The organism is Candidatus Hecatella orcuttiae, assembly GCF_002009985.1.
GTDB lineage: Archaea > Thermoproteota > Bathyarchaeia > Hecatellales > Hecatellaceae > Hecatella > Hecatella orcuttiae.
Genome location: NZ_MTLX02000005.1, coordinates 456,993 through 480,024 on the forward strand (window position 1 = coordinate 456,993; position 23,032 = coordinate 480,024).

General features: G+C 51.6%; 22 protein-coding genes. 18 read left to right on the forward strand and 4 right to left on the reverse strand.

Going from position 1 to position 23,032, the window contains the following annotated elements; translation table 11 throughout:
- Positions 1-5 precede the first annotated feature (5 nt).
- From BWM17_RS05435 to BWM17_RS05450, 4 genes are all read left to right on the forward strand, one after another.
- Entirely contained in the window at positions 6-974 is a 969-nt protein-coding gene (locus tag BWM17_RS05435) for a cobalamin biosynthesis protein (RefSeq protein WP_309492929.1), read from the forward strand.
- A gap of 5 nt (positions 975-979) precedes the next feature.
- Positions 980-2,128 carry a phosphatidylglycerophosphatase A gene (locus BWM17_RS05440; protein WP_309492930.1) on the forward strand — a complete coding sequence of 383 codons (1,149 nt, stop codon included), beginning with the start codon at positions 980-982 and terminating at the stop codon, positions 2,126-2,128.
- A 6-nt stretch (positions 2,129-2,134) separates the two neighbouring features.
- The gene (gene cobS / locus BWM17_RS05445) at positions 2,135-2,890 is read left to right on the forward strand and encodes an adenosylcobinamide-GDP ribazoletransferase (protein ID WP_309492931.1); all 756 of its coding nucleotides are present in this window, start codon (positions 2,135-2,137) and stop codon (positions 2,888-2,890) included.
- 186 nt (positions 2,891-3,076) lie between these two features.
- Positions 3,077-4,348 (forward strand): glycosyltransferase family 4 protein, encoded by a 1,272-nt coding sequence (locus BWM17_RS05450; RefSeq protein ID WP_309492932.1) that lies wholly within the window; start codon positions 3,077-3,079, stop codon positions 4,346-4,348.
- Here BWM17_RS05450 and BWM17_RS05455 read toward each other — a convergent pair.
- Positions 4,330-6,306 carry a hypothetical protein gene (locus tag BWM17_RS05455; protein ID WP_309492933.1) on the reverse strand — a complete coding sequence of 659 codons (1,977 nt, stop codon included), beginning with the start codon at positions 6,304-6,306 and terminating at the stop codon, positions 4,330-4,332. The two genes, BWM17_RS05450 and BWM17_RS05455, sit on opposite strands and share 19 nt — an antisense overlap.
- Before the next feature lie 234 nt (positions 6,307-6,540).
- Between BWM17_RS05455 and otsB the strand changes: the two genes are divergently transcribed.
- The gene (gene otsB / locus BWM17_RS05460; RefSeq protein ID WP_309492934.1) at positions 6,541-7,308 is read left to right on the forward strand and encodes a trehalose-phosphatase; all 768 of its coding nucleotides are present in this window, start codon (positions 6,541-6,543) and stop codon (positions 7,306-7,308) included.
- 20 nt (positions 7,309-7,328) lie between these two features.
- Here the strand turns inward: otsB and BWM17_RS05465 are convergent, their stop codons facing one another.
- Positions 7,329-7,580, reverse strand: a complete 252-nt coding sequence (locus BWM17_RS05465; protein WP_309492935.1) for an Lrp/AsnC ligand binding domain-containing protein — start codon at positions 7,578-7,580, stop codon at positions 7,329-7,331.
- A 173-nt stretch (positions 7,581-7,753) separates the two neighbouring features.
- Between BWM17_RS05465 and amrB the strand changes: the two genes are divergently transcribed.
- Positions 7,754-8,611 carry an AmmeMemoRadiSam system protein B gene (gene amrB, locus BWM17_RS05470; RefSeq protein ID WP_309492936.1) on the forward strand — a complete coding sequence of 286 codons (858 nt, stop codon included), beginning with the start codon at positions 7,754-7,756 and terminating at the stop codon, positions 8,609-8,611.
- Here amrB and fni read toward each other — a convergent pair.
- Positions 8,601-9,716, reverse strand: a complete 1,116-nt coding sequence (gene fni, locus BWM17_RS05475) for a type 2 isopentenyl-diphosphate Delta-isomerase (RefSeq protein WP_309492937.1) — start codon at positions 9,714-9,716, stop codon at positions 8,601-8,603. The genes amrB and fni overlap by 11 nt on opposite strands.
- A gap of 209 nt (positions 9,717-9,925) precedes the next feature.
- Between fni and thiC the strand changes: the two genes are divergently transcribed.
- The 11 genes from thiC to BWM17_RS05530 all read left to right on the forward strand — a co-directional run bounded on the left by thiC (position 9,926) and on the right by BWM17_RS05530 (position 18,960).
- Positions 9,926-11,176, forward strand: a complete 1,251-nt coding sequence (gene thiC, locus BWM17_RS05480; protein ID WP_309492938.1) for a phosphomethylpyrimidine synthase ThiC — start codon at positions 9,926-9,928, stop codon at positions 11,174-11,176.
- A 100-nt stretch (positions 11,177-11,276) separates the two neighbouring features.
- On the forward strand, positions 11,277-13,028 hold the full coding sequence (locus BWM17_RS05485; protein ID WP_309492939.1) for a glutamate--tRNA ligase: 1,752 nt from the start codon (positions 11,277-11,279) through the stop codon (positions 13,026-13,028).
- Between the two features lie 84 nt (positions 13,029-13,112).
- Positions 13,113-13,487, forward strand: a complete 375-nt coding sequence (rpl7ae, locus tag BWM17_RS05490; protein ID WP_309492940.1) for a 50S ribosomal protein L7Ae — start codon at positions 13,113-13,115, stop codon at positions 13,485-13,487.
- Positions 13,488-13,501: 14 nt separating this feature from the next.
- Complete coding sequence (locus BWM17_RS05495) at positions 13,502-13,711, forward strand: 30S ribosomal protein S28e (RefSeq protein ID WP_309492941.1); 210 nt, start codon at positions 13,502-13,504, stop codon at positions 13,709-13,711.
- Between the two features lie 14 nt (positions 13,712-13,725).
- Positions 13,726-13,923 (forward strand): 50S ribosomal protein L24e, encoded by a 198-nt coding sequence (locus BWM17_RS05500; protein ID WP_309492942.1) that lies wholly within the window; start codon positions 13,726-13,728, stop codon positions 13,921-13,923.
- Positions 13,924-13,927: 4 nt separating this feature from the next.
- The gene (gene ndk / locus BWM17_RS05505; RefSeq protein WP_309492943.1) at positions 13,928-14,350 is read left to right on the forward strand and encodes a nucleoside-diphosphate kinase; all 423 of its coding nucleotides are present in this window, start codon (positions 13,928-13,930) and stop codon (positions 14,348-14,350) included.
- Between the two features lie 129 nt (positions 14,351-14,479).
- Complete coding sequence (locus BWM17_RS05510; RefSeq protein ID WP_309492944.1) at positions 14,480-14,791, forward strand: winged helix-turn-helix domain-containing protein; 312 nt, start codon at positions 14,480-14,482, stop codon at positions 14,789-14,791.
- Positions 14,792-15,201: 410 nt separating this feature from the next.
- A complete protein-coding gene (locus BWM17_RS05515; protein WP_309492945.1) occupies positions 15,202-16,056 on the forward strand; it encodes a hypothetical protein in 855 nt (284 codons plus the stop codon).
- The gene (locus BWM17_RS05520) at positions 16,053-18,026 is read left to right on the forward strand and encodes a 4Fe-4S binding protein (RefSeq protein ID WP_309492946.1); all 1,974 of its coding nucleotides are present in this window, start codon (positions 16,053-16,055) and stop codon (positions 18,024-18,026) included. Before BWM17_RS05515 ends, BWM17_RS05520 begins: the two co-directional genes overlap by 4 nt.
- An 8-nt stretch (positions 18,027-18,034) precedes the next feature.
- Entirely contained in the window at positions 18,035-18,430 is a 396-nt protein-coding gene (locus tag BWM17_RS05525; protein ID WP_309492947.1) for a cupredoxin domain-containing protein, read from the forward strand.
- Between the two features lie 2 nt (positions 18,431-18,432).
- Positions 18,433-18,960, forward strand: coding sequence for a hypothetical protein (locus BWM17_RS05530; protein ID WP_309492948.1), 528 nt, complete (start codon positions 18,433-18,435; stop codon positions 18,958-18,960).
- 75 nt (positions 18,961-19,035) lie between these two features.
- On the opposite strand, the gene BWM17_RS05535 is transcribed toward BWM17_RS05530, so the two are convergent.
- Entirely contained in the window at positions 19,036-21,060 is a 2,025-nt protein-coding gene (locus BWM17_RS05535; protein WP_309492949.1) for a sodium-translocating pyrophosphatase, read from the reverse strand.
- 142 nt (positions 21,061-21,202) lie between these two features.
- On the opposite strand from BWM17_RS05535, the gene infB reads away from it, so the two are divergent.
- The gene (infB, locus tag BWM17_RS05540; RefSeq protein WP_309492950.1) at positions 21,203-22,987 is read left to right on the forward strand and encodes a translation initiation factor IF-2; all 1,785 of its coding nucleotides are present in this window, start codon (positions 21,203-21,205) and stop codon (positions 22,985-22,987) included.
- Positions 22,988-23,032 lie beyond the last annotated feature (45 nt).

A 23,032-nucleotide genomic window follows, 5' to 3' on the forward strand; every position in this document is an offset into this window, starting at 1 on the left:
AGAACATGGCCTCCCCTGGAACTCTACCGTTGGGTGTTCCTCTCGGAATATTAGCCTTAGCCCTACTGGTCGACTACGTGTTCGGGGAGCCTCCTGCTAGGTTTCACCCCACTGTTTGGATGGGAAAATTCGCAGCGGCCTTAGAGCCCAAACTGGGAGGTAGAAGTCCCCGTGTTGAAAAGCTGGGAGGCGTTTTCTTAGCCCTAGCCTGTCCTCTTCTGTTCGCGGTTCCGGTTTTTTTCGCCCTAGCCTTGGCCAAACACCATCTCGGCTTAGCAGCCTACACGGTGGCGGCGGCTGTCCTCCTCAAACTCACCTTCGCCATCAAAGCCATGGAAGAACATGCCTTTCCCATAGCTGAAGCATTGAGGCGGAGGAAGCTGGGGGAAGCGAGGCGCTTGGTCTCGCGGATTGTGGGCAGGGATACAGCGGAGCTTAACGAGGAGCAGGTCATATCCGCCGCCGTCGAGTCGGTGGGAGAAAGCACCGTAGACGGGGTGGTGGCACCTCTGTTCTACTTCGCCCTCCTAGGCGTGCCCGCCGCCGTTGCCTACAGGGCTGTTAACACCTTGGATTCGATGGTGGGCTACAGGAACTACAAGTACGCTAACCTAGGCTTTTTTCCCGCCAGGTTGGACGCTTGGGCTAACTGGTGCCCGGCGAGGCTGACAGGGTTTCTGATGGTCTTAGCCGCCGGGCTTCTGGGGGAGGATTGGCGGAAGGCCTTGGAAACCCTGCGGAGGGACAGAAGCAGAACTCCCAGCATCAACGCAGGCTGGCCTCTTTCCGCCATGGCTGGAGCCTTGGGTGTTAGGTTGGAGAAGCCGGGCTTCTACGCCCTCGGCGACGGAGCCAGCCCTCTTAAACCAGAGCATATTTTCAGGTCTCTCCGCATTATGAAGCTAACCGCCTACCTCTTCATCGGGTTGGTGGTTATCCCCGTTGCTGTGGGAATTATCACAGTCATAGGGTGAAACGGATGAAAAAACCCGTGAAGTTCGAAGGAAAAACTCCCATCGAAGATGTGAGATGCCGCCTTGAAAAAGGCACCCTCATCCTAGAGTCTAAACGGCTGCTCACCGTCCTAAGCTCAGCTGTTTTAAACGGGGGAATCCGCAAGGCCAAAGCCATCATCAACCACCACGTCCCCAAAAACTTCCACTACAAGAAACCCGGAGAATTCCTCAGAAAAGTAGCTGGGCGGCTGAATCTACCGGAGCCCGTGGTGGGTTTGATGACTGCGGCTGACGTGAGAAAAGCCGCTACCATAACTCACAGAAGCCGAGAGCTCACCGTCTACGCCTTGGTCACCGCTGGGCTTTCCAACCCCGCCACGGCAGGCGACAGACCCGTTAACCCAGCGGCTTCCGGCACCATCAACATCATCCTCCTCGTCGACGGCAACCTCAGCGAAGGCTGCATGGTGGGAGTGGTGAAAACAGCCACAGAAGCCAAGGCTGTGGCGTTGAGGGAGCTGGATGTGAGAAGCCAATATTCAGGCCAGCTGGCCAGCGGAACCACCAGCGACGCCTTGGCAGTCGCCCACACGGGGCGAGGGGCCCTCATCGAATATGCGGGAACCGCCACAAAGCTCGGTGAACTGGTAGGCCGGTCGGTCAAGTTGGCTGTGAAGGAGGCAGTCCTAAGGCAGAACGGCCTCGTCCCCCACCGCCCCCTCATCCAAAGGCTTAAAGAAAGAGGAATCACCCTCAACCGCCTAGTTCAAACAGCCATGAGGCTCTGCGTTCACCATCCCAGCATGGGGTCTAAGGAGCGAATAAGAAAGATCTTAGAAGAAGGCTTCGACAAAGCCCTAGCCGACGTGAACGTGGCCGCCTTGGTGATGGCGGGGCTGAGGCTTGAAGAAGAAGGCAGCCTCAGCCTCCTCCCCGGCATGCCGGGGGAAATCTTCCGGGAAGACCCGGTAAACCTGTTGGCAGACGAAATCTTAGGAATGGCCATCAGCAACTACATTGCCGGAAGTAAGGGAGTCTTCGAATTCGTCCGCTTCGACAAGGCTAAACCCGGCGTTCTCGGAAAGCTGGGGCCTTTCTCCGACGACGCCATAGGCGGCCTCGTAGCCGGCGTCTCGTCGAACATGTACACGGCTCTCCTAGGAAGGAAATGAAACCCCATGGAATGGTTGAAGGCGATAAGGGACATCTTCGGCTTCTTCACCGTCATCCCTGTTAAAACAGACTCGCAATCTCTAAACCGAACCGCCAGCTACATGTTCCTATCCCCTCTGGCAGGCGGCTTCATCGGCCTTTCAGCCGGTCTCCTCGCATGGGCTCTGTTTCATGCCATTCCCCCTCTCCTCGTAGGGATGGTAACAATGGGGTTCATCCTTTTGCTCACAGGCCTCCACCATACCGACGGACTGCTGGACTTCGGAGACGGCTTGATGGCCCAAGGCTCTTGGGAGCGCAAACTCCAAGTCATGCACGACCGTCAAACCGGTACAGGGGGACTGGTCCTAGGTCTCGTCGTCATCCTGATTACCGCCTTCGCTATCTCTGAACTAGGCTTAGAGGCGCTGCGGGGCTTAGTTGCGGCTGAAGTCTCAGCTAAACTCTCCATGGTAGTGGGCACTTGGGCCGGCAGACCGGCTCATGAGGGTTTAAGCAGCCTCTTCATCAAAGCCATGCATGGGCGCGGCCGGAAACTTCGCTTGGCAGGAGGTCTACTCCTATCCTCTGGTATAGCCTTCCCCCTTCTTGGAGGAAGAGGTCTGCTCCTCTTGGCCGCCGGGATCATCACAGCCCTCGTATTGGTGGCGGTTTCGAACAGAAACTTCGGAGGCATAACCGGCGATGTGCTTGGGGCCTCCAACGACCTCGCACGTATGACTTCCCTCCTAACTTTCCTCGTCGTGACTCCATGGATTTGATCTATCTTCTTCTCCAACGCAGTAAGTTGTCTGATAAACCTTGATGAAGGCGTTCTAGCGCTCCAGGAAAATAATTTTTTTGAGTTACTAGAGAGAAAGCAGTAAACATCGAATGATGAGTGCGAAGTTCACAAAGTCAAGTTCTTAACTGAAGCTGTCTATGATTATTGGAGGGTAAGGAGTAGGATGGAAATCTGCGCGGTGAGTCAGTCTTTCTATCCCTACGCAGGAGGTGTCTCCTACTACCTTCTGTGGTTAGGCCGGAAACTGCGGAAGCAGGGGCATAAGCTCTACGTCGTTCACCTTCGCCCCTTGAAAGCTCCGGCCAAAGACGTGGTGGAAGACATCAAAGTTTACAGGGTTCCGGAAACCTCTTTAGACCCGCGGATTGTTTCCGGGTACACTCGGTTTAAAGAACTGATCCTGAAAGTTTTCCACGGTGAAGAAAGCTCTGAAGAGAAGCTGATAAACAAGCATCTTTACGGGTTCAACGAGTATTTCGCCATCAACAAAATGTTCGCCGATAAGATCAGCGAGCTTTATGATGAAACCGGATTCGACCTTCTTCACGTGCACGATTTTCAAGTCCTCCTGATGGGGTCTATGCTCCGGGAGCTGAAAATCCCCAAAGTATTCACTTGGCATATTCCCTTCACCGAGGAGGTTCCGAAAAGATGGCGGGAGTTTATCGTTCAACACATGCAAGAATACGATCGCGTAGTCTTGTCGACCCGGGTCTACGTGTCCACAGCCCTTCAAAGCGGCCTCAGTTGGGATAAAGTCCGATGCATCTACCCTTTCGTCGCCGTGGAAAAAGTAAAGGTCAGCCGCTTCCGCAAAAAATACGGGCTAAGTCGGGAGGAAAAAATCATCCTCTGCGTGGCCAGGATCGACCAGTTTAAGGGTCAAGATATCCTGATAAAAGCTTTGCCTCGCATCTTGGAAAAAGAGCCCCATGTGAGATGCGTCTTTGTGGGGAACGGGTCCATGACCAAGGATGTCCTTAAAGCCAGCGAAAAAAAGCAGTATGAGGAGCGCTTGAAAAGCCTCATACATGAAATGAATCTGAAAGATCACGTGATATTCACCGGCCACATTTCCAGAAGCGACCTCATGCAAGCCTATAAAGCATGCGACGTCGTTGTTCTCCCCTCCATCATGGAAGGTTTCGGCTTAGCGATAACTGAAGGCATGGCCTTCGGTAAACCCGTCATCGGCTCGGCTGTGGGGGGAATAAAAAGCCAAATATGGCCTGGAGTCAACGGATACCTGGTTGAAGCAGGCAACGTCACCCAGCTGGCTGAGGCCTTGGTGAAGGTTCTGTCGGATAAAGAGCTTAAGGAAAAGCTGGGAAGGAGAGCGAGAGAAATCTATGAGAGAAACTACAGCGTAGCCAGAGGTGTAAAAGACAACATAGAGCTTTACGAAGATATCCTAGGCTACAACTGGAAAAAATAGTCAGGCCTCAAGCCTTGACTAAGATACGGGGTAAACGCCATCTTAACCTGTTGAGCTTGACTGTTGGAAATCAGTCTCGCTGAAGACAGTCGGTCTAATCCCTCGTAAAGAACTCTCAGGGTTTCGCTATCCTTGACAAGGTCGACGACGGAGCTGCTTTCTCTAACTTCAAAAGAAAGGGTGCCATCGCACTTTAAGGCCTCCAGCAGCTTCGCCCCCAAAATTTTCTCAAAGCCGACGTTTGCGGGCTTCAAAACAATTCTTTTTCTACCTAAGGCTTCTTTTACAGTTTCCCCGATCATAGGCGGATAGATCTTCTCAGAAATCCCCTCCGAAGTTTCGTAGCAAACATGGTAGAAGGGAATCTGAAGAACTGTTGTTTCAGCAACCTTCATTCCCTTGGTGGTTATCACGTATTTCTGAAGGCTGTCAATGAAGGCTGTTTGGCTTTCTATCAAACAGTCAATTTGTTTTCTTATTTCCTCCGTCCTTTTTTTCATTTCATAGATGGTCTTCTGTTCAACCCTGATTTTTTTCCTCATCTCAGCCTTAAGGAAAGGCACTTTTGCTTGAAGGTCTTTAACCTGCGAGCGGTAGTGTTTCTCAATTTTTTGATGTTCTTCTTCCGCCCGTATTCGAGTATCCTCCATCTCCCTAGGGAGGGACGCTAAGTGAGCTCTTTTCTCTTTCTCCAACTCCTCGAGCTCAACAATCTTCTCCTTCAGGTCGTATATTCTCCGCTCAATCTCACTTATGCTGGATTGAACCTTCTGCCGTGTTTCCTCTTTTTTTCGAGTTTCCTGACGGATTTCAAGGATCTTTTGGTTTAATTCCCCCATTTCTTGCTCTATTTTTTTCAACGGCTTTCTTATCTCTTCCTCCCTCTTACCGCCCTTGTGGGTTTCCACTAGACCTTGAAGCTTTGAGTATTCCATTTTCAGGTCACTAAGCCGCATCGTGAGGGTGTGCAACTGCGTGGATAAGACATCTTGCTGGCTAAGGGTTTTCTTAAGTTCCCTTTCAAGTCTTTCCTTTTGAGGCTTCAGTTCAGATAAAATTCTACTGTATTCTTCTCTTTTTTGTTTTAATTCCCTGATTTCCCCCTCCAATTTATAGGAGTCTTTTTCCATCATGTCGAGGGTTGAAATTAAAGTTTTTTCAACCTCAGTAACCTGAGACTGGTATTTATCGTATAGCTTAGCCAGCTTAGTTTCAACCGTCTTACTTTCTTTCTCTATGGAGGGGAGAAACTCCGACTCGATTTCCTTGATTCTCTCGATCTGACGTAGACTCCAGTGGTAGGTTTGATGCACTAAAAGGTCTTTGGCGGAGGTAAGTTTCTTGATACCCTCAGATGCATCCGCGTACATTCTCGTGAAAATGTTGAAAATCTCCTCCACCTGTTCCCAGGATACTCTGGGAGGTAGGGATACAGCTTTTGCAATTTCCTCCCTTCGAAAATGGGCCATGCAGGGTTGGAGGTCGTAGACGAAGCTTTCATGGGGGACAAGCCCTGAAACGGCGAAGGATCTGGATCCCCTAAAACATGCAAAGGTAACTTGGTGTTTTCTCAGGCTTGCCAAATAATCTTCCGCGGAGTTAACCTCTTTGATATCGTTGAGGAAACTGTCTACGTCTGGCAGTTCATCGTAGTCTATGATGCTGTGGAAGATTCCCAGCCCTTCAATGATCAGGCATGTTTCATCTTTCCAAGGCTTAGCCCAGAGAGGATAGAAAATCTTGGTGACGCTCAGATTTTTAACAGTTTTAGAGTGTTTTTTCCCAATTTTCTCTTTGAACTTTTCAATTAATGGCCGTTCCCCATCTATTCCCAGCCATTCATACCATATTCTCAAAAAAAGAAAGGCTATTTCAACTTCTTTTGAAGCCTCTTTTTTCTGTCCTTTCTCCGTAACTTCGAAGGCGTAAGGGAAAACTAGAGGCTCAAGTTCCTCCAAATTTTTATAGGCTCCTTTGAATCGGTTTAAATCAGCAAGATACCCTTAAGAGGATCGATATTTTCACAATTAAACTTTGTTCACCTAACGTTTTTTGAGGATTTTTCTTGACGCGTAAGCGTTGAAGCCCTCAAAAACGGGTCTGCCAGATAATTTTTAAACCTACCGTCGATAAGAATCTCCCAGAGCTTAAAGCTTAAACGTACTTCTCCATATAGAGGACGCCTGATCCTCATGCGGTATCTGTTCGCTCATTGGCCGGATGTCGAGAAACTTATCAAAACCCGAGGAAGAGCAGTTATCCTGAGCGATTATGATGGCACTTTAACGCCTATAGTCGATAGGCCTGAACTGGCTTTGCTGCCGGAGAAGATGAGGAGGCTTCTCAACTCCTTAGCTCACCATCCCCACTTCACCCTCGCCATCATAACAGGCAGAGCCTTGGAGGACATCAAAAAATTGGTTGGCGTGAAAGGCGTATACTATGCGGGAAACCACGGCCTAGAAATAGAAGGCCCCGGCTTAACTCTCAGGCACCCCAGCGCATTGGCGGCAAGACCTGTCATCGCTCAAATCTGCCGGGAATTGAGGAGCCGGTTAAGCCGGGTGCCCGGGGTTATGGTGGAGGACAAAGGGCTAAGTGCCAGTCTCCACTATCGCCTAGTTTCCCGAGAAAAAATCCCCTCCGTGAAAAGGGCTCTTCTCCAAGTAACCCGCGGTTTTGGGGAGGTCAAAATCACCGAGGGTAAAAAGGTATTTGAAATCAGGCCTGATGTGGCTTGGGATAAAGGGGCGGCTGTTCGCTGGCTTTTGAAGGCCATGAAAAACTCCGGCTTCCCCATTTACTTGGGAGATGATCAAACGGATGAAGATGCCTTCAAAGCCTTAGACGATGGAGTTACAATCCTCGTGGCGGCTAGGAGAAGGCCTTCTAAGGCGAAGTTTTTTGTGCGAGGCGTTCCAGAAGTTCAAGAATTTTTCCGACGGCTAGCCGGTTTGTAGATGAAAAAGGAGTCTTCAGCCTAAGCCTTCCATATTACGGTCATCGTCAGTGTGCTTTTTACGTTTTCCAGTTTTCTGATCTCCGCTATGCAATCTTTCAGTTCGTCGTCAGTTTCCGCTTCTATTTTCGCTATGAGGTCGTAGATGCCGTAGACGAAGTACACGTCTTTAACGCTTTTCAACTCAGTGACGGCTTTCGCAACTTCTTTCTCCGTGCCCGGTTCTACGTTTACCATGACAAAGGCTAAAACCATGAGCTCCCCTTCTCTCAAAAAAAGAGGCAGCGGCCTCAATAAAACTTTTTTAAAGGCCTACTCCCCTCCAACCGTTTTTAACGGAATCTGGAGTCCTTCCCTTTAAAGAGCCGGTCTAAGTGTTACCGCATCCCGCAAGGCATGCGGTTTTTAAGGGCAAACTCCCTAATTCCAAATAGGTGGCTGGACTCTTGTCGAAGATAAGGCAGCCTTACAACGCAGGGTCATGGTATGCTGGGGGAGCCGCTTCCCTTAAGAAGCAGATTGAAAATGAATGTTTCCTCCACAGGCTGGGCCCGGGGAAAGTCCCGGAACTCTCTCGAGCTGGTTCTCGGAATGTTGTTGGACTCCTATGCCCGCATGCCGGCTATATGTATTCCGGCCCTATTGCGGCTCATTCTTATTTTGCTCTAGCCGCTGACGGCCCGCCGGAAACAGTTGTCATCCTAGGGCCGAATCATACGGGGATGGGGAGCGCTGTTTCCCTCATGGTGGAGGGGGTTTGGAGAACTCCTTTGGGAGATGTCCCCGTAAACTCTTCGGCGGCGAAGGCTATTCAGAAGCGCTCGGCATACCTTGACATAGACGACAAAGCCCACCTCTACGAGCACTCCATCGAGCTTCAGCTGCCTTTTCTCCAGTATTTTCTAGGCTCCAACTTTGATATGGTTCCCATATGCATGATGCTTCAAGACTTGGAGGTAGCTTTAGATGTGGGCAAAGCGGTGGCGGAGGCTTTGAAGGAAACCAACGCTCTAGTTATTGCCTCCAGCGACATGACCCACTACGAGCCTCAGAGTTCCGCTGAAAGAAAGGACAAAGTCGCCATCGAGGCGTTGAAAAAACTGAATGAAGAGGAGCTTTTCCAGACAGTCCACCGTTTGGGCATTTCCATGTGCGGCGTGGGGCCGACGGCGGCCATGCTGTGCGCGGCTAAACTTCTCGGAGCCAAAAAGGGGGTTCTCCTCAAATACGCCACGTCGGGAGATGTCACAGGAGACCTTTCAGCGGTGGTGGGCTACTGCTCCCTAGCCGCCCTCAAGACCTAACTGCTTCCCCCCTCTTCGCGTAGGCTTCTGGGTTAAAACCTCTAACCCTCAACCACTCCGCTGTTTTACCGGTAACCACCAAGGGCTTCATTGCAAGATCCATGACGGACTTTCCCCCTACCAAGAAGATGGCGATTTTCAACTCAGCGGTGAGAAGGTTTAACTCTTGGACAACCCTCTCTGAGCCCTTGACTGCCAGCTTGAGGAAAGGCCGTGCTATTCCTGAACATTGAGCCCCCAAGGCTAAGGTTTTGGCGATATCCATGCCGGTTCTGACACCTCCCGTGGCTATCACCGTCAAGTCCGTGGCTTTCCGCACCTCCACGAGGCTGACGACGGTGGGGATACCCCAGTCCCAAAAGGCTTGGCCGAGCCTCTGGTGTCGGATGTTTTTCATCTTCCTCGCCCTATGGTATTCGACGGCAGCCCAGCTGGTTCCTCCAGCTCCCCCTATCTCTATTCCCCGGACGCCTGATTCCTTCAGCTTCAAAGCTGTCTCCGCGGAGATGCCGGCCCCCGTTTCCTTGGCTATGATGGGTATATCGATGGACTGGGAGAGCTCCTTGATCTTCTTCAGAACCCTTCGGAAGTCTGTCTGGCCCTCGGGCTGAACCGCCTCGTGGAGGGGGTTGAGATGTAAAGCTAGGGCGTCCGCTTCAATCATATCCACAGCCTTCAAGGCTTCGTTTACTCCATAGTCTTTCGCCAGCTGGGCGCAGCCTAGGTTGGCTATCAAAAAGGCGTGAGGTGCCTTCTGCCGAGCTATCTGGAAGGAGTAGGCTTTGGATGGGTCTTCAAGGGCAACCCTCTGGCTGCCTACCCCCATGGCTACCCCTGTCTTCTCCGCTGCTTCCGCCAAGGAGGCGTTTATCTTGGCAGCTTCCCTGGTTCCCCCCGTCATGGCGGAGATGAGAATGGGTGAAGAGAGCTTATGCCCGAAAAATTGGACAGCTGTGTCCACGTCCTCCAGCCTCGCTTCAGGCGCGGCGTCATGGATCAGATGCACATCTTCCAAGCCTGTGGTTGTCGTTCGAGCTTGAACGTTCTCGGTGAGGCATATTCGAATGTGGTCGGTTTTCCTCTCCGCTGTTTTCTCTTCGACCATTGTTCAGCATCCTTCTTTTTGTTAAGCTGTATAGGCCTATAAAATGCTGAAGGGTGTTAGTTTGACAGTATCCCCCGGGGAGGTTATTAAAATTAACCCTGAAAGAAAATAAACCGATTTTTGTAAAAGCTTTTTCAGGGCGGCTGTTTTCCTCCTCATTTTAAATAGGAGAACTTTTCTTTCAAAAGAGTCGGCTGCAGGGATGAGCGGTGAAGACGCTGCTTGAGCAGGCAAGAGAGGGCCTCATCACCGAGGCCATGAAGGCTGTTGCGAAATCTGAGAGAGTTTCAGAGAAGTTCATTCGGGAAGGCGTTGCGGAAGGTAGGATTGTGATTCTGCAGCGCCCTGGTTTTTCACCCTTGGGGATTGGAAAAGGGCTGCGCACTAAGGTGAACGCCAACATAGGCTCATCTTCCGACGCTGTGGATGAGGAAAAAGAGATAGAGAAAGCCCGGGTTGCGGAAAAATACGGAGCCCATACCATTTCGGATTTATCCATGGGAGGAAACCTCGCCTACCTAAGGGTGAAGATCCTTGAAGCGACCACCGTTCCCGTCTCCTCCGTCCCCATCTATCAGGCTTTGAGCGAATGCAGAAGCTTTGAAAAGATGAGCCTTTCTAAGATTCTAAAAGTCCTCCGAAGGGATGTATACCAAGGCATAAGCTCCATCGTCATCCACCCCGGTTTCACCTTGGAGACCTTGGAAAAGGTAAGGAAGAGAAAGCGCATCATGGGGATTGTTTCAAAGGGAGGCTCCTACACCGCCATGTGGATGCTTACCCACCGAAGGGAAAACCCCTTCTTAGAGGTCTTCGACGAGATTTTGGACATAGCCCACAGCCGTGATGTGGTGCTTTCCCTAGGAAACACTATGCGCTCCGGTTCAGTCTACGATGAGCTTGACGAGCCTCAAATGGACGAACTCCACATGAACACGGAGCTCGCGGAGAAAGCCAACGAGAGAGGAGTGCAGGTCATCATAGAAGGTCTAGGCGGGCACATCCCAGCCGGCAACATAGCCCCTTCAGTGGAAAAATTCAACAAAATAACAGGCCAACGCCCCCTCTACGTGGCAGGGCCTCTGCCAGTGGACGTGGCAGTGGGCTACGACCACATTGCAGCCTGTGTGGGAGGAGCCCTCGCCGCGGGAGCTGGGGCAGACTATCTCTGCTACATCACCCCAGCGGAACACCTCAACCTACCCACCGTGGAACAGGTCAAGGAGGGAGTCTTAGCCTGCAGGATTGCAGCCCACATCGGGGACACCGTGAAATACGGCCTCTCCGAAGCCGATAGGAACATTGGCCTTCACAGAAGAAAACAGGACTGGGAAGGCCAGTTCTTCCACGCCTTAGACGGAGGGGAAAAGGGAAGGCAGATCCGCGGGGAAACCGTTATGTGTAAAATGTGCGGCCGATACTGTGCGCTGAAAATCATGGACCAATATTTGGGAGGGTGAAACAGCCGCCTCTGGCAGCGGATTTCCGAGAAGGCGGCTTCACCAAACAGCTTATGAAGGTGAAACTTCCCTTAAAGAATGGAATCCTAGGGATGCTCCTTTGTCAGAGGACCGGGAACACCAGAAGCTTGAAAGTTTAATCCGAAAATACACCATTTTGAACGCTTACACCCACAGGGGGAAGGCCCACGCCCAAGCAGTGTTAAGCAAAGTTTTGGGGGAAATGCCCCAATACAAGAAAAAAGCCCTAGAAGTTCTGAGCGAAGTCAAACGGGCGGTGGAGGAAGTAAACAGGTTAACCCTCCAAGAGCAGAAAAAAATTTTGGAGGAAACGTGGCCTGAACTTTTGGAAGCTAAGCCCAAGGTGGAGGAGCGGGCGCTGCCTCCTCTTCCTGAGGCTGATAAATACCCGCAGGTTGTCACCAGGTTTTCCCCCAATCCTGACTGCGTCCTCCACATGGGCTCCGCGCGGGCCATAATTCTGTCTTGGAGTTACGCCCGCATGTACCACGGTGTTTTCCTCCTCAGGTTTGAGGACACGGACCCTCATTTGAAGAAGCCGTCGCTGGAGTTTTACGACAGCATAAGGGAGGACCTCCTCTGGCTGGGCTGCAAGTGGGATAGAGAATACATTCAAAGCCAAAGACTCGGCCTTTACTACATCTACGCAAAAAAACTTCTCGAAGAAGGAAAAGCCTACGTCTGCACCTGTCAGCCTGAGGTTTTCAGGCGGAAAATATCAGCAAGGCAGCCTTGCCCCTGCCGGGAGCAACCCCCCGAGACCCACCTTCACAGGTGGGAGAAAATGCTCGACGGAGGATTCGGCGAGGGGGAGGCTGTGGTGAGGGTGAAGACCGACCTCAGCCACCCTAACCCCGCTGTGAGGGACTGGCCTGCCTTGAGGATCGTGGACACCGGGAAGACGCCTCACCCCTTGGTGGGAGATCGCTACAGAGTTTGGCCTCTCTACAATTTCTCCAGCGGCTTAGACGACCATCTCTTAGGAGTCACCCATGTCATCCGGGGTAAGGAGCACCTCACCAACGAGCAGCGTCAGCGATACCTCTACCACCATCTGGGGTGGGACTATCCCACAGCCATCCATTACGGCCGGCTTAAGATAGAGGGAGTCCTCCTCAGCAAGTCCAAGATTAAGCTGGGAGTCGAACAGGGGGTCTATGAAGGCTACAGCGACCCTCGACTGGCCACCTTCGCCGCCCTCCGGCGGAGAGGCATAAAGCCTCAGGCTATCGAGGAAATGATCCTAGAAATAGGCCTGAAGCCTGTGGACATTACTCTAAGCTGGGATACCCTCTACTCTCACAATCGCAGGATTCTGGACCCCGTGGCTAACCGCTACTTTTTCGTCGCCCAACCCTTCCTCCTCGAAGTTTCAGGGGCTGAGAAGCCTTTCAAAGCTGTGCACCCCCTCCACCCTGAGCACCCGGAAAGAGGTTTCCGGGCCTTTGAAATTAAACCGGACAAGGGAGTAATCCGGCTGCTGGTTTCCGGGAACGACCGCCCGCTTTTCACATCCGGAGCCTACCTCCGGCTGAAAAACCTCTTCAACATCCAAGTTAAAGCCTTCCAAGAGGGCAAGGCTCTGGCCAGCTTCACCGGGACCAGCCATGAGGAGGCCCAGAAGGGGCACGTCCCCATAATTCACTATCTGCCCGCTGCGTCCAACATTCCCAGCCTCATGGTCATGCCCGATGGCTCTAGGATTGAAGGGTTTTCCGAGGAAGCCTGTAAAGGGTTGAAGGTGGGAGAAATGGTTCAACTGGAGAGATGGGGATTCGCCAGGGTGGATGCTGTAGCTCCCCAGCTCACCTTCTTCTACGCTCACAAATAGCTGAAGCGGTTCGATTAACCCGCAAAAGCTTATAAACTGGGTTCCTAACCTAAATCTAGCATACCATTATAAGGGTGTAGGCGAATGCCAAAAGCCTTCTATGTCAAGTTTGACGTGCCAAAAGAACTGGCAGATGTAGCCTATGAAGCCCTTAGGATAGCCAACGACACGGGAAAGATCAGACGGGGAACCAACGAAACCACCAAGGCTGTTGAAAGAGGAATCGCCAAACTGGTGCTCATAGCCGAAGACGTAGAGCCCCCTGAGGTCGTGGCCCATCTGCCCCTTCTCTGCGAAGAGAGGAAAATCCCCTACATTTACGTGTCCAGCAAAGAAAAGCTGGGAGAAGCCTCCGGAATCAACGTCAGAGCTGCCTCCGTCGCCATCGTTGAGCCCGGCGAATCCAAGGAAATGCTCTCCGAGCTCATCAAAAAACTGGAAACCTTGAAGAAAGCGTGAGGTTTTAAGCTTCCATGAGCTCCGCTCAGCAAAACACCCCTGCTGAAGTTGTTCAGGTTGTAGGGAGAACCGGAGTGACGGGAGAGGTCATCCAAGTCAGAGTTAAGATTCTCGAAGGCAAAGACAAAGGTCGAGTGATCACAAGAAACGTTCGAGGCCCTGTTAGGACAGGGGACATTCTGATGCTGAGAGAGACTGAGCGGGAAGCCAAAAGAATATCCTAACCTAGGGATAGTCGATGCCTAAACCGAGGTCATGCTCTTTCTGTGGGAGAGAATTTCCCCAAGGATTCGGCTTGATGTACGTTAAAAACGACGGAACCATCCTCTGGTATTGCTCCAGCAAATGCCGAAAAAGCTCCCTCCACCTTCGGAGGGACTCGAGGAAGCTCAAATGGACAGCCTACTACGGAAAGAAGGAAAAAGGCCGAGGTTAGGCTGATGGTGGAAAAAACCTTCGCCATACTAAAACCTGAAACCGTTGCCCGAGGCCTCGTCGGAGAGGTTCTTCGGCGGATTGAGCAAGAGGGCTTCAGAATCTGCGCCGCCAAACTCGTCAAGGCTACTGAGAAGCAGGCGGAAAAACTGTACGAGATGCACGTGGGAAAACCCTTCTACAAGGAACTTTTAAGCCACATCACCTCCGGGCCCATCTTCGTCATGGTGGTGGAAGGGGAAAGTGCTGTGCAAAGACTCAGAGCCTTGGTGGGAGCGACCAACCCTGCGGAGGCTGAGAAGGGAACCATCCGGGGAGACTACGGGTTAACCGTCACTAAGAACGCCATCCACGCTGCGGACAGTCAGGAAAACGCTAGGAGAGAGACGGCTATCTTCTTCGCTCCGGAAGAAATCCTAGACCTTTAACAAACCTTCCGACTTGTAAAAATTACATCTCACCTAAAATGCTGGGTTCATCGCCCACCGGCAGCGACACTTTAATAGGAGCGATTTTTTAAATTTTAATAGACCTCATCACCGAGATGTTGGTTCACCGTGTTTTCCAGCGCCTTTAAGCGTACACTTTGGTGGATGATAGCCGGAACGAGGGGAGGGGTAACCCGGGGAAAAATAATCCTCGCCTTGAAGGAGAGGCCTTTGAACGCCAATCAGCTGGCTGAGCTTCTTCAACTACACTACAGGGCTATCCGCTTCCATCTGGAACTGCTGGTTGACAACAACATCCTCACCAATGCTGGGGGTAAATACGGGGCGGTTTATTTTCTTTCCCCAGAGATTGAGTCAAACTGGGAGCTCTTCAAGGAAATATGGAATCGCCTCCAAAGGATAGATAAAAAGAAAGGGTGAATCAACGTATAAGACATCAGGAAGGTTGAACAGATATGACTTTAGAGAGTGGTGTGCATATAGTTTCTCATATTGTTCAAATAACCATCACCCTGATAATTATCTACTATTTCATTCAAAATTATAGGGCCATAAGGTCAAGGTTTAACTTAGGTCTCATTCTCTTCGCCGTGGCCATGTTGTTTCAGATTGTTTTCGCTTGGTCTTTGCACATCCCTCTCCATCTTCTGTCGGAAACGTTTGAGATAGCGGCGCTTTTGATCTTTTTAAGCCTTATAAGACGGTGAAAACGCCTTCCCATCAGGTCAGCGTGTATATGTCTATATAGTTAAAATATTGTATAGACGTAAAAGCTAAATATCTTGAATTTATAATTAATTTGTAACAAATTTATAATAGATGGATGACATTTGAGCGACAGCCCTGCGGAAATACCTCCCGCCTCCGAAACAGCAAAACCTTCCCCGCTTAGGATGATGGCAGAAGCCTTAAAGCTACATCGCCAAGGGAAGCCTTTGGCTAAGGATGATGTAATCTCCCTCTTCTTCTCGATGGCTGATTATGTGCACAAAGCTTGGAAGGCAGGCCTCAGTAAAAGAAGCGAATGCGCCTATGCAGGTTCTCTGCTTCTCTACGAGACGCTGAAAAGGACAGGCTTCCGATTTGCCTCCGACGTGGAGGATGCCAATCGAATCTGGAAAGCTGGAATGAAGCTGGCGGAGGAAATTTGGAACAAGCTTGAATCTTCCAGGAATAACCCGCTCTCGGGTGAAGGTCTGAGCTTTAAGGAGGAAATCCAAGCCATGTCCTCTCTACTCTGGGAGGAATACCAAAAGGTAGCTAACCCTCCTGCAGGTCAAGTGGAAGGAAAAGGATTGACTGAAGTTTTCAGAAAGGCGGTTGAATACGTCGAAGCTGGAAAAAAGGAGGGGCTTCAAGAACATCAGATCCAGATGCAGTTACCTGAGTTTAGACATGGACGATTCCGCGTAAACAGAGTTTACAGTTTCGACCCTCTTATCCTGGGAATGCATCTGAACGATGAGGCAAGACTCAGGTTTAATCCAAAGGTCAAAAAAACCGTGGAGGATTTCGCAGCTAGGCGGGGTTTAAGGTTTCAACCCTCAAGCTTTGACATCTACCTTCTCAAGGGAGAGAAGAAGGTGGCTTGGCTTAGGGAGGATTTCTTTGGGGCGTCAACCCCGGAGCTTTTTGAGGAGATAGGCCGCATAATCTACGGCTCAGCCCTCAGGGATGATGAATGAAGAAAAATCATCTGCTGTCCGTCGCCGTAATCGTCATCGCCTTGGTTATTCTTGGTTACGCCCTACCGGTAACAGGGCGGATGAGCGAAATAATCCTAACAGTCGAAGAAGAATCCGGCCGGCTGGCTGAAGCTGATTCTTCACCCAAGATCATAGAGATCACCGCGAAAAGGTTCACCTTCGAACCCAACATCATTCACGTAAAGCTGGGAGAGGAGGTAATCTTCAGGATAAAGAGCGCGGATGTCACCCACGGATTCTACATCGACGGCTACGATTACTTCGTAACCATCCCCCCGGGAGAAGTCGTGGATGTGGGGCCGATAATTTTCGACGGACCGGGTAAATTGAAGATAAGATGCGCGATAACGTGCGGGCCTCTGCATCCATTCATGGTTGCGGACATACTCGTGGAGCCCAATTATGTTTTCCCAGCCTTCATCTTCTTAACGTTAGGCATGTTCGGGGCCACCACTCTCTACATCAGCCGAGGGCCCAGTAACCGAATGCTGGGAGTTCCCCTTGACAAGGATGTTGACTTGCTGAGGGTTAAGATCGTAGGGCCTATTTTGAAGAAGATTCTCCAATGGAGGGGTATCCACTTTGCACTCATCTGGCCAAACCTTCTGATCTTTATGATCGTCTTAACAACAGCATTCTTCGGTAATCCAACAGGAAACAAGAACTTCTCCATAGCGGTAGTCTGGATACTTTGGTTTGCCGCTGTTGAATTTATGATACTCTTTGCTGGAAGACTATGGTGCACTGTCTGTCCTCTACCGGCTTTCGGAGAATGGCTTGCAAGAAGAAGACTTTACGGTGTTCACAGTCTGAGAAAGTGGCTGTCTTTGGGAAAAAAGTGGCCTAAAAGCTTGAACAACATGTGGATACCGGCCTTCGGTTTCTTAGGAATATCTCTCATCGTTCCTTGGCTTGTCACAAGACCCGTAGTGACCGGGTTTTTGTTCCTCATACTTATAGTGCTCCCTTTGATTCTACATCCAATTTTTACCCGGAGATATTTCTGTCGCTCTGTCTGTCCGGCGGGCGGATACATAGGCCATCATTCTAACGCTTCGATCCTCGCTATTAGATGCCGGAATAAAACTGTCTGCGATAAGCATGTGGCTAAAGAGTGTATCGGTGGAAGTCCCAAAGGCTACGGTTGCCCTTGGGTGCTCTATCCGGGTGGCAACGACCAGAACACCTACTGCGGTCAGTGTTTTGAATGCCTCAAATCTTGTCCCTTAGACAATATGACGCTGAAGCTGAGGATGATAGGCCAAGACCTAGCTAACCTAGCAACCAAAGCCAAGGACAAGTTTGATGAGGCGTGGATGGATTTCATCAGATTTACCTTGGTCATCACTTACCAGCTGGTCTTTTTCGGCCCCTACTTCTGGTTTAAAGACTGGGGTAACATGGGGAATATCTTCGGAGCTAACCTGGCCACCATAGGACTTCTCACACCTTCTTTCCAAGGACTGAGCAACTGGTTCGGATGGGCGGTGATAGTGGGTGGCACTGCATTAGTAGGCTATCCTGCCCTGTTCTACGCCTTCTCTTGGCTGGCGAAGAAGACTGCCGGCGATGTTGAACACGCACCTAAACAAGTCTTCCTCTCTTTCAGCTACGCCTTGACTCCCTACAGCCTGTTCCTTTGGCTGGCATTCGCCATCACCCTCGTAACCGTTAACTGGGCATATCCCCTAACGGCTTTTTCCGATCCTCTGGGGTGGGGTTGGAATCTGCTGGGAACCCGGTTTGCATGGAGACCAATCCTTCCGGATTTTCTGCCCTACTTCCAGCTACCGATTGTTCTTGTAGGGCTAGCTTTGGCGGTGAACAGCACCTACAACATCGCTGTGAGACTCTTCGGCGACCACGCTAAGGCTCTGAGAGCATCAACGGTCATGGGTGTTTTGCACACCCTTGCCGCCTTGGTTTTCATCTGGATTATATCGGGGTGAATGAAGTGATGAAGAAAACTGTACTGTTGTGGGAAAGCATTGCATTGCTCTTGGTAGTCGTCGCTGTGGCCGCGTTTTTCCTTCCTTTGGCAGATGGGATTTTCATGCCGAGGGAGCCGGACGAGATTGTGGTAAGGATGAGCATCAAGGAAAGCGGAGGCTTCGACCCCGAAGTCATAACCGTGAAGAAAGGGCAGACTGTCCGGTTGGTCCTCATAAGCATGGATGTTTCCCACGGCTTCACTGTCGAAGGCCTTGACATCGACGTGAAGATTGTTAATCCGGAAAAGAAGGTGGTGGTGGAGTTCACACCTGAGGAAGAGGGAGTCTACATGTTTAAATGTACAGTTCAATGCAGCCCCCTCCACCACTACATGAGGGGACTGTTCATAGTGGAGGGTTAGAGATGAAAAACAGCGTCTTAGCTCGGTTGTTGAAATTTCCGCCTTTGGTTTTCTTTCTTCTCCTGATCCTAAGCTTCACCGCCTTCCAAGGATACGTTTCACTTGTAGGAGTGGGGGAAGCGGAAGAGTTTCCACACATGGAACCGATAGTCACGACGGATAGCGAAACCTATTCCAGAGACTCTTTTGTGTACATCCACGTCAAGGTCAGTACGCATCCTCATGAGCATGTCCATGAGGAGGAGGCTGTGGTAGAGGAGCATGTCCATGAGGAGGAGGCTGTGGTAGAGGAGCATGTCCATGAGGAGGAGGCTGTTTTTGAAGGAGCTGAAGTTATCCTCATCATCTACGACCCAGAAGGTAACGTGTTTGCAGACCTGAGAGGAATAACCAATCAAGATGGAGAGATGATGTTTGAGGTTTACATAGGAGCTGATGACCCGACCGGCATCTACACTATCATCCCTGAAGCCAGCTTCAAAGGCTCACCTATCGTGATAGGGGAAACAGCCTATTTTAGAGTGACTTGAGAAAGGCTGAAAAGCAGTTTTTCTCAGATGATTTCTCCTTTAACCCCGCGAAATATTTTTTCGGCAGAAAATCTGTTAGAGCACTAAGAGAAGAGGCGCTGCCACTATCAAGGGAGCGAAGATCACCGACAGCATGTTGATGGCTTTAATCATAGGGTTAATGGCCGGACCTGCTGTGTCCTTGAAGGGGTCGCCCACCGTGTCCCCTATGACTGTGGCCGCGTGGGTTGGCGACCGCTTTCCTCCCAGCTTTCCTGTTTCCACGTATTTCTTGGCATTGTCCCAAGCTCCGCCGCCGTTGGCCATGAAGAGAGCTAAAGCCAGCCCGGTTACGATGGCGCCGATGAGCAAGCCGCCTAAAGCTTCAGCGCCCAATATGAAGCCTACTAGGATGGGTGACAGAACGGCTAAAAGGCCGGGGAGAGCCATCCCCCTCAAGGCGGTGCGGACGCTTATGTCTACGCATCGGCCGTAGTTCGGTTTGGCTTTTCCCTCCATGATGCCTGCAATCTCCCTAAACTGCCTTCGGACCTCCTCCACCATTCGGAAGGCACCCTTGCCCACGCCTTTGAGGCAGAGGGATGAGAAAATGAAAGTGATCCCTCCACCCAGCAGCAAACCTACCAGCACCCTAGCGTCCATGATGTTGATGACGGGATTGTCCAAGGAAATACCGCCGCCGAACTTGGCGACTTCTAGGACGTAGGCGAAGAGAAGGGATAAAGCCGCCAGCCCCGCTGAGCCGATGGCGAAGACCTTGGTTAAAGCCTTGGTGGTGTTGCCCACGGCGTCCAAGGCGTCGGTGACCTCCCTCACCTCGGGGGACAGTTCAGCCATTTCTGCTATTCCCCCTGCGTTGTCCACGATGGGACCGTAGGCGTCTACGGAGACGATTATCCCCGCGACGGAAAGCATGGACATGGCGGCTATGGCCACGCCGTAGAAGCCCACCACACCTCCCCCGGCTAGGAAGTAGGCGGCTATGACGCCTCCGCAGATGACGAGGATGGGGAGGATGGTGCTTTCCATGGCGTTGGCCAAGCCTGAGATGATGTTGATTCCCGGCCCTGCTTGGGAGGCCTCCGCAACCTTGCGCACAGGGCTGTGCTCGTAGGAAGTATAATAGTCGGTTAGAAGAGCCAGGAGAACCACGATCACCACGCCTACGATAGTTGTGTAGAAGATTCCCATGCCCATCCCGGTGTAGACGGTCAGAATGTAGAATCCGGCGATGGATACGGCCACTGTGACAGCTATCCCTTGGAGAATGGCTGAAGTAGGACTCCCAGTCTTCCTGATTCTCACAAAAAAAGTGCCGACGATGGTGGCGAAAATGGCAACAGCTCCCAAAAGCAGCGGATAGGTAACCCTCTGAGCGTTGAAGACCGGAAAAGCCCCCAAAAGCATGGCTCCGATGATGGTCACAGCGTAGGTTTCGAAGAGATCCGCAGCCATCCCGGCCACATCCCCCACGTTGTCCCCCACGGCGTCGGCTATCACCGCCGGGTTTCGAGGGTCATCCTCCGGTATCCCCGCCTCCACCTTCCCCACCAAGTCCGCTCCCACGTCGGCGGATTTGGTGTAGATTCCTCCCCCTATCCTGGCAAAGAGGGCTACAAGGCTTCCTCCGAAGCCGAAGCCTGCGAAGAGAATAGGGTCGGTCCAGAGGAAGTAGAAGACGGTCACGCCCATCAAGGCTAATCCCACCATGAACAAGCCCATCACAGCTCCGCCTTTGAAGGCTACCCGCAACGCAGCGCCTATGCCCCTGTGGGCAGCGTTGGCCGTTCGGACGTTGGCCTTGACGGCCACGTTCATGCCTAGGTAGCCCGCTAAGGCGGAAAGACAGGCTCCTGCGATGAAGGAAACCCCGGTGTTCCAGTTGATGGCTAGACCCAGCACCACACCTACGATGACCATGAGGGTTAGCAATGCGCGGTATTGCCTGCTGAGGTAGGCTTGAGCTCCTTCCCTGATAGCCTCGTAGATTTCCCTCATCCGAGGGTTCCCCAGTTCCTCTTTTAGGATGCTCCAGACGAGGTAGCCGACGAAACCTAAGGCGGCGAGAGAAGCCATAGGCGCGATTATAATAGGCTCCATGGTCACTCAGCCTATGCCAGTAAAATCTAACTTTAACTCTATTTGAGCTAGGTTTATAAATATTCCATTCGCGGAGAATTAAGCGGCTTGAAGCTTTATAATCCTGAAGTGCTTCCCCATGCAAACCCCGGCGGGGTTCCCCTTGCCCATCCGACAGCCCATCGTCGTCGTCTTAGGTCATGTCGACCACGGGAAAACCACCCTCCTAGACAGAATTAGAGGAACGGCTGTAGCGGCCCGGGAGCCGGGAGCCATCTCCCAGCACATAGGGGCCAGCTTTGTTCCCGCTCAGGTTCTGGCTGACATCTGCCGTGGGCTGTTGGAGGTTTTCCGGTTCAAAATAGACATCCCCGGCTTGCTTTTCATAGACACCCCCGGCCACTCGGCTTTTTCCAACCTGCGAAGGCGAGGTGGCTCGGTGGCGGACATCGCCATCCTCGTCATCGACCTCATGGAGGGAGTGAAGCCTCAGACAGCGGAATCCATAGATATATTGAAGGCTCGAAAAACTCCCTTTGTGGTTGCTGCCAACAAACTCGACATGGTTCCCGGCTGGCGGTCTACGGAGGGAGGCAGCTTCCTTGAGTCCGTGAAGAAGATGGGGCTGCCTGTTGTTAAGGTTTTGGATGAAAAAATCTACTTCATCGTGGGGAGTTTAGCTGAGTTTAAGCTGAGCGGGGAAAGATTTGACCGGGTGAGGGACTTTAGAAAAAACGTGGCGATAGTTCCGGTAAGCGCAAAAACTGGAGAAGGGCTGCCCGACCTCCTCACTGTCTTGGTGGGGCTGACCCAGCAATATATGAAAGAGCGACTCGTAGTCTCTGAGGGAGGCGCCTGCGGCACGATTTTAGAGGTTAAGGAAGACCCCGGGCTCGGTGTCAACGTCAACACCATAATCTACGATGGAGTTCTTCGAGAAAACGACACACTGGTGGTGGGAGGTAAGCAGAAGGTTTTCACCACCAAGGTTCGAGCCATCCTTGTACCGAAGCCTCTGGACGAAATAAGAGACCCTAGGGAAAAATTCTTGAAAATCAAAGAAGTTCCCGCCGCCGCAGGGGTTAAGATAGTGGCCCCGGGACTTGAAGAAGCCCTGCCTGGAAGCCCCCTCTATGCTCTCTCCGAAGATTCCACCCCGGAGCAGTTGGTCTCTAAGGTTAGGGAAGAAATAGAGGGGGTGAGAATCTCCACCGACAAAGTCGGCGTAGTCCTCAAAGCGGACACCCTCGGCTCTTTGGAAGCCTTGGTAGGTGAGCTGGAATCCTCCAACATCCCCGTTCGACTGGCGGATGTGGGAGACATATCCAGAAGAGACGTGGTGGAAGCGGAGGTTGTGAAGGCTGAGGAGCCCGCCTACGGTGTGGTCTTAGGCTTCAACGTGAAGGTTCTTCCCGACGCTGCGGAGGAGGCTTCGAAGCGAGGCGTGCTGATATTTCAGAACAACGTCATCTACGGGTTGCTGGAAGAATATTTAGAATGGATGGGAAGCCTCAAGGAGAGGGAAACCCGGAAAGCCTTGGAATCTCTGTGGCGGCCGGCTAAGCTGAAGGTGCTCAAAGGCCTTGTTTTCCGCAGAAGCAAACCCGCCATCTTCGGAGTGGAGGTCCTAGCTGGAACGGTTAAATCCGGCTCCCCAATCATCCGAGCCAACGGGGTGGAAGTTGGAAAAATCGTTCAAATACAGGATAAAGGCGAAACCATTCCACAAGCATCCAAGGGCATGCAGGTAGCCGTCTCCATGAAGGAGCCCACAGTAGGACGCCACATCCGGGAGGAAGACATCCTGTATGTGGATGTTCCCGAAAGCCATGTTAAGCTTCTCCGCAGCGAATACCAAAACATCCTAAGCAGGGATGAAATCGAATGCCTCAACGAGTTCGTCGAAATTAAAAGGAAAACAGCCCCATACTTCGCCTTCGGCACCTAACCCTCCCTTTTCAGGGACGAAATTCTTAATAACAGCCAAACCCCC

Bases quoted from the DNA above. Each gene is read 5' to 3' on its own strand.
- BWM17_RS05435 (WP_309492929.1), top strand. From the start codon at position 6: ATGGCCTCCCCTGGAACTCTACCGTTGGGTGTTCCTCTCGGAATATTA.
- BWM17_RS05440 (WP_309492930.1), top strand. From the start codon at position 980: ATGAAAAAACCCGTGAAGTTCGAAGGAAAAACTCCCATCGAAGATGTG.
- cobS (WP_309492931.1), top strand. From the start codon at position 2,135: ATGGAATGGTTGAAGGCGATAAGGGACATCTTCGGCTTCTTCACCGTC.
- BWM17_RS05450 (WP_309492932.1), top strand. From the start codon at position 3,077: ATGGAAATCTGCGCGGTGAGTCAGTCTTTCTATCCCTACGCAGGAGGT.
- otsB (WP_309492934.1), top strand. From the start codon at position 6,541: ATGCGGTATCTGTTCGCTCATTGGCCGGATGTCGAGAAACTTATCAAA.
- fni (WP_309492937.1), bottom strand. From the start codon at position 9,716: ATGGTCGAAGAGAAAACAGCGGAGAGGAAAACCGACCACATTCGAATA.
- rpl7ae (WP_309492940.1), top strand. From the start codon at position 13,113: ATGCCAAAAGCCTTCTATGTCAAGTTTGACGTGCCAAAAGAACTGGCA.
- BWM17_RS05495 (WP_309492941.1), top strand. From the start codon at position 13,502: ATGAGCTCCGCTCAGCAAAACACCCCTGCTGAAGTTGTTCAGGTTGTA.
- BWM17_RS05500 (WP_309492942.1), top strand. From the start codon at position 13,726: ATGCCTAAACCGAGGTCATGCTCTTTCTGTGGGAGAGAATTTCCCCAA.
- ndk (WP_309492943.1), top strand. From the start codon at position 13,928: ATGGTGGAAAAAACCTTCGCCATACTAAAACCTGAAACCGTTGCCCGA.
- BWM17_RS05520 (WP_309492946.1), top strand. From the start codon at position 16,053: ATGAAGAAAAATCATCTGCTGTCCGTCGCCGTAATCGTCATCGCCTTG.
- BWM17_RS05525 (WP_309492947.1), top strand. From the start codon at position 18,035: ATGAAGAAAACTGTACTGTTGTGGGAAAGCATTGCATTGCTCTTGGTA.
- BWM17_RS05530 (WP_309492948.1), top strand. From the start codon at position 18,433: ATGAAAAACAGCGTCTTAGCTCGGTTGTTGAAATTTCCGCCTTTGGTT.
- BWM17_RS05535 (WP_309492949.1), bottom strand. From the start codon at position 21,060: ATGGAGCCTATTATAATCGCGCCTATGGCTTCTCTCGCCGCCTTAGGT.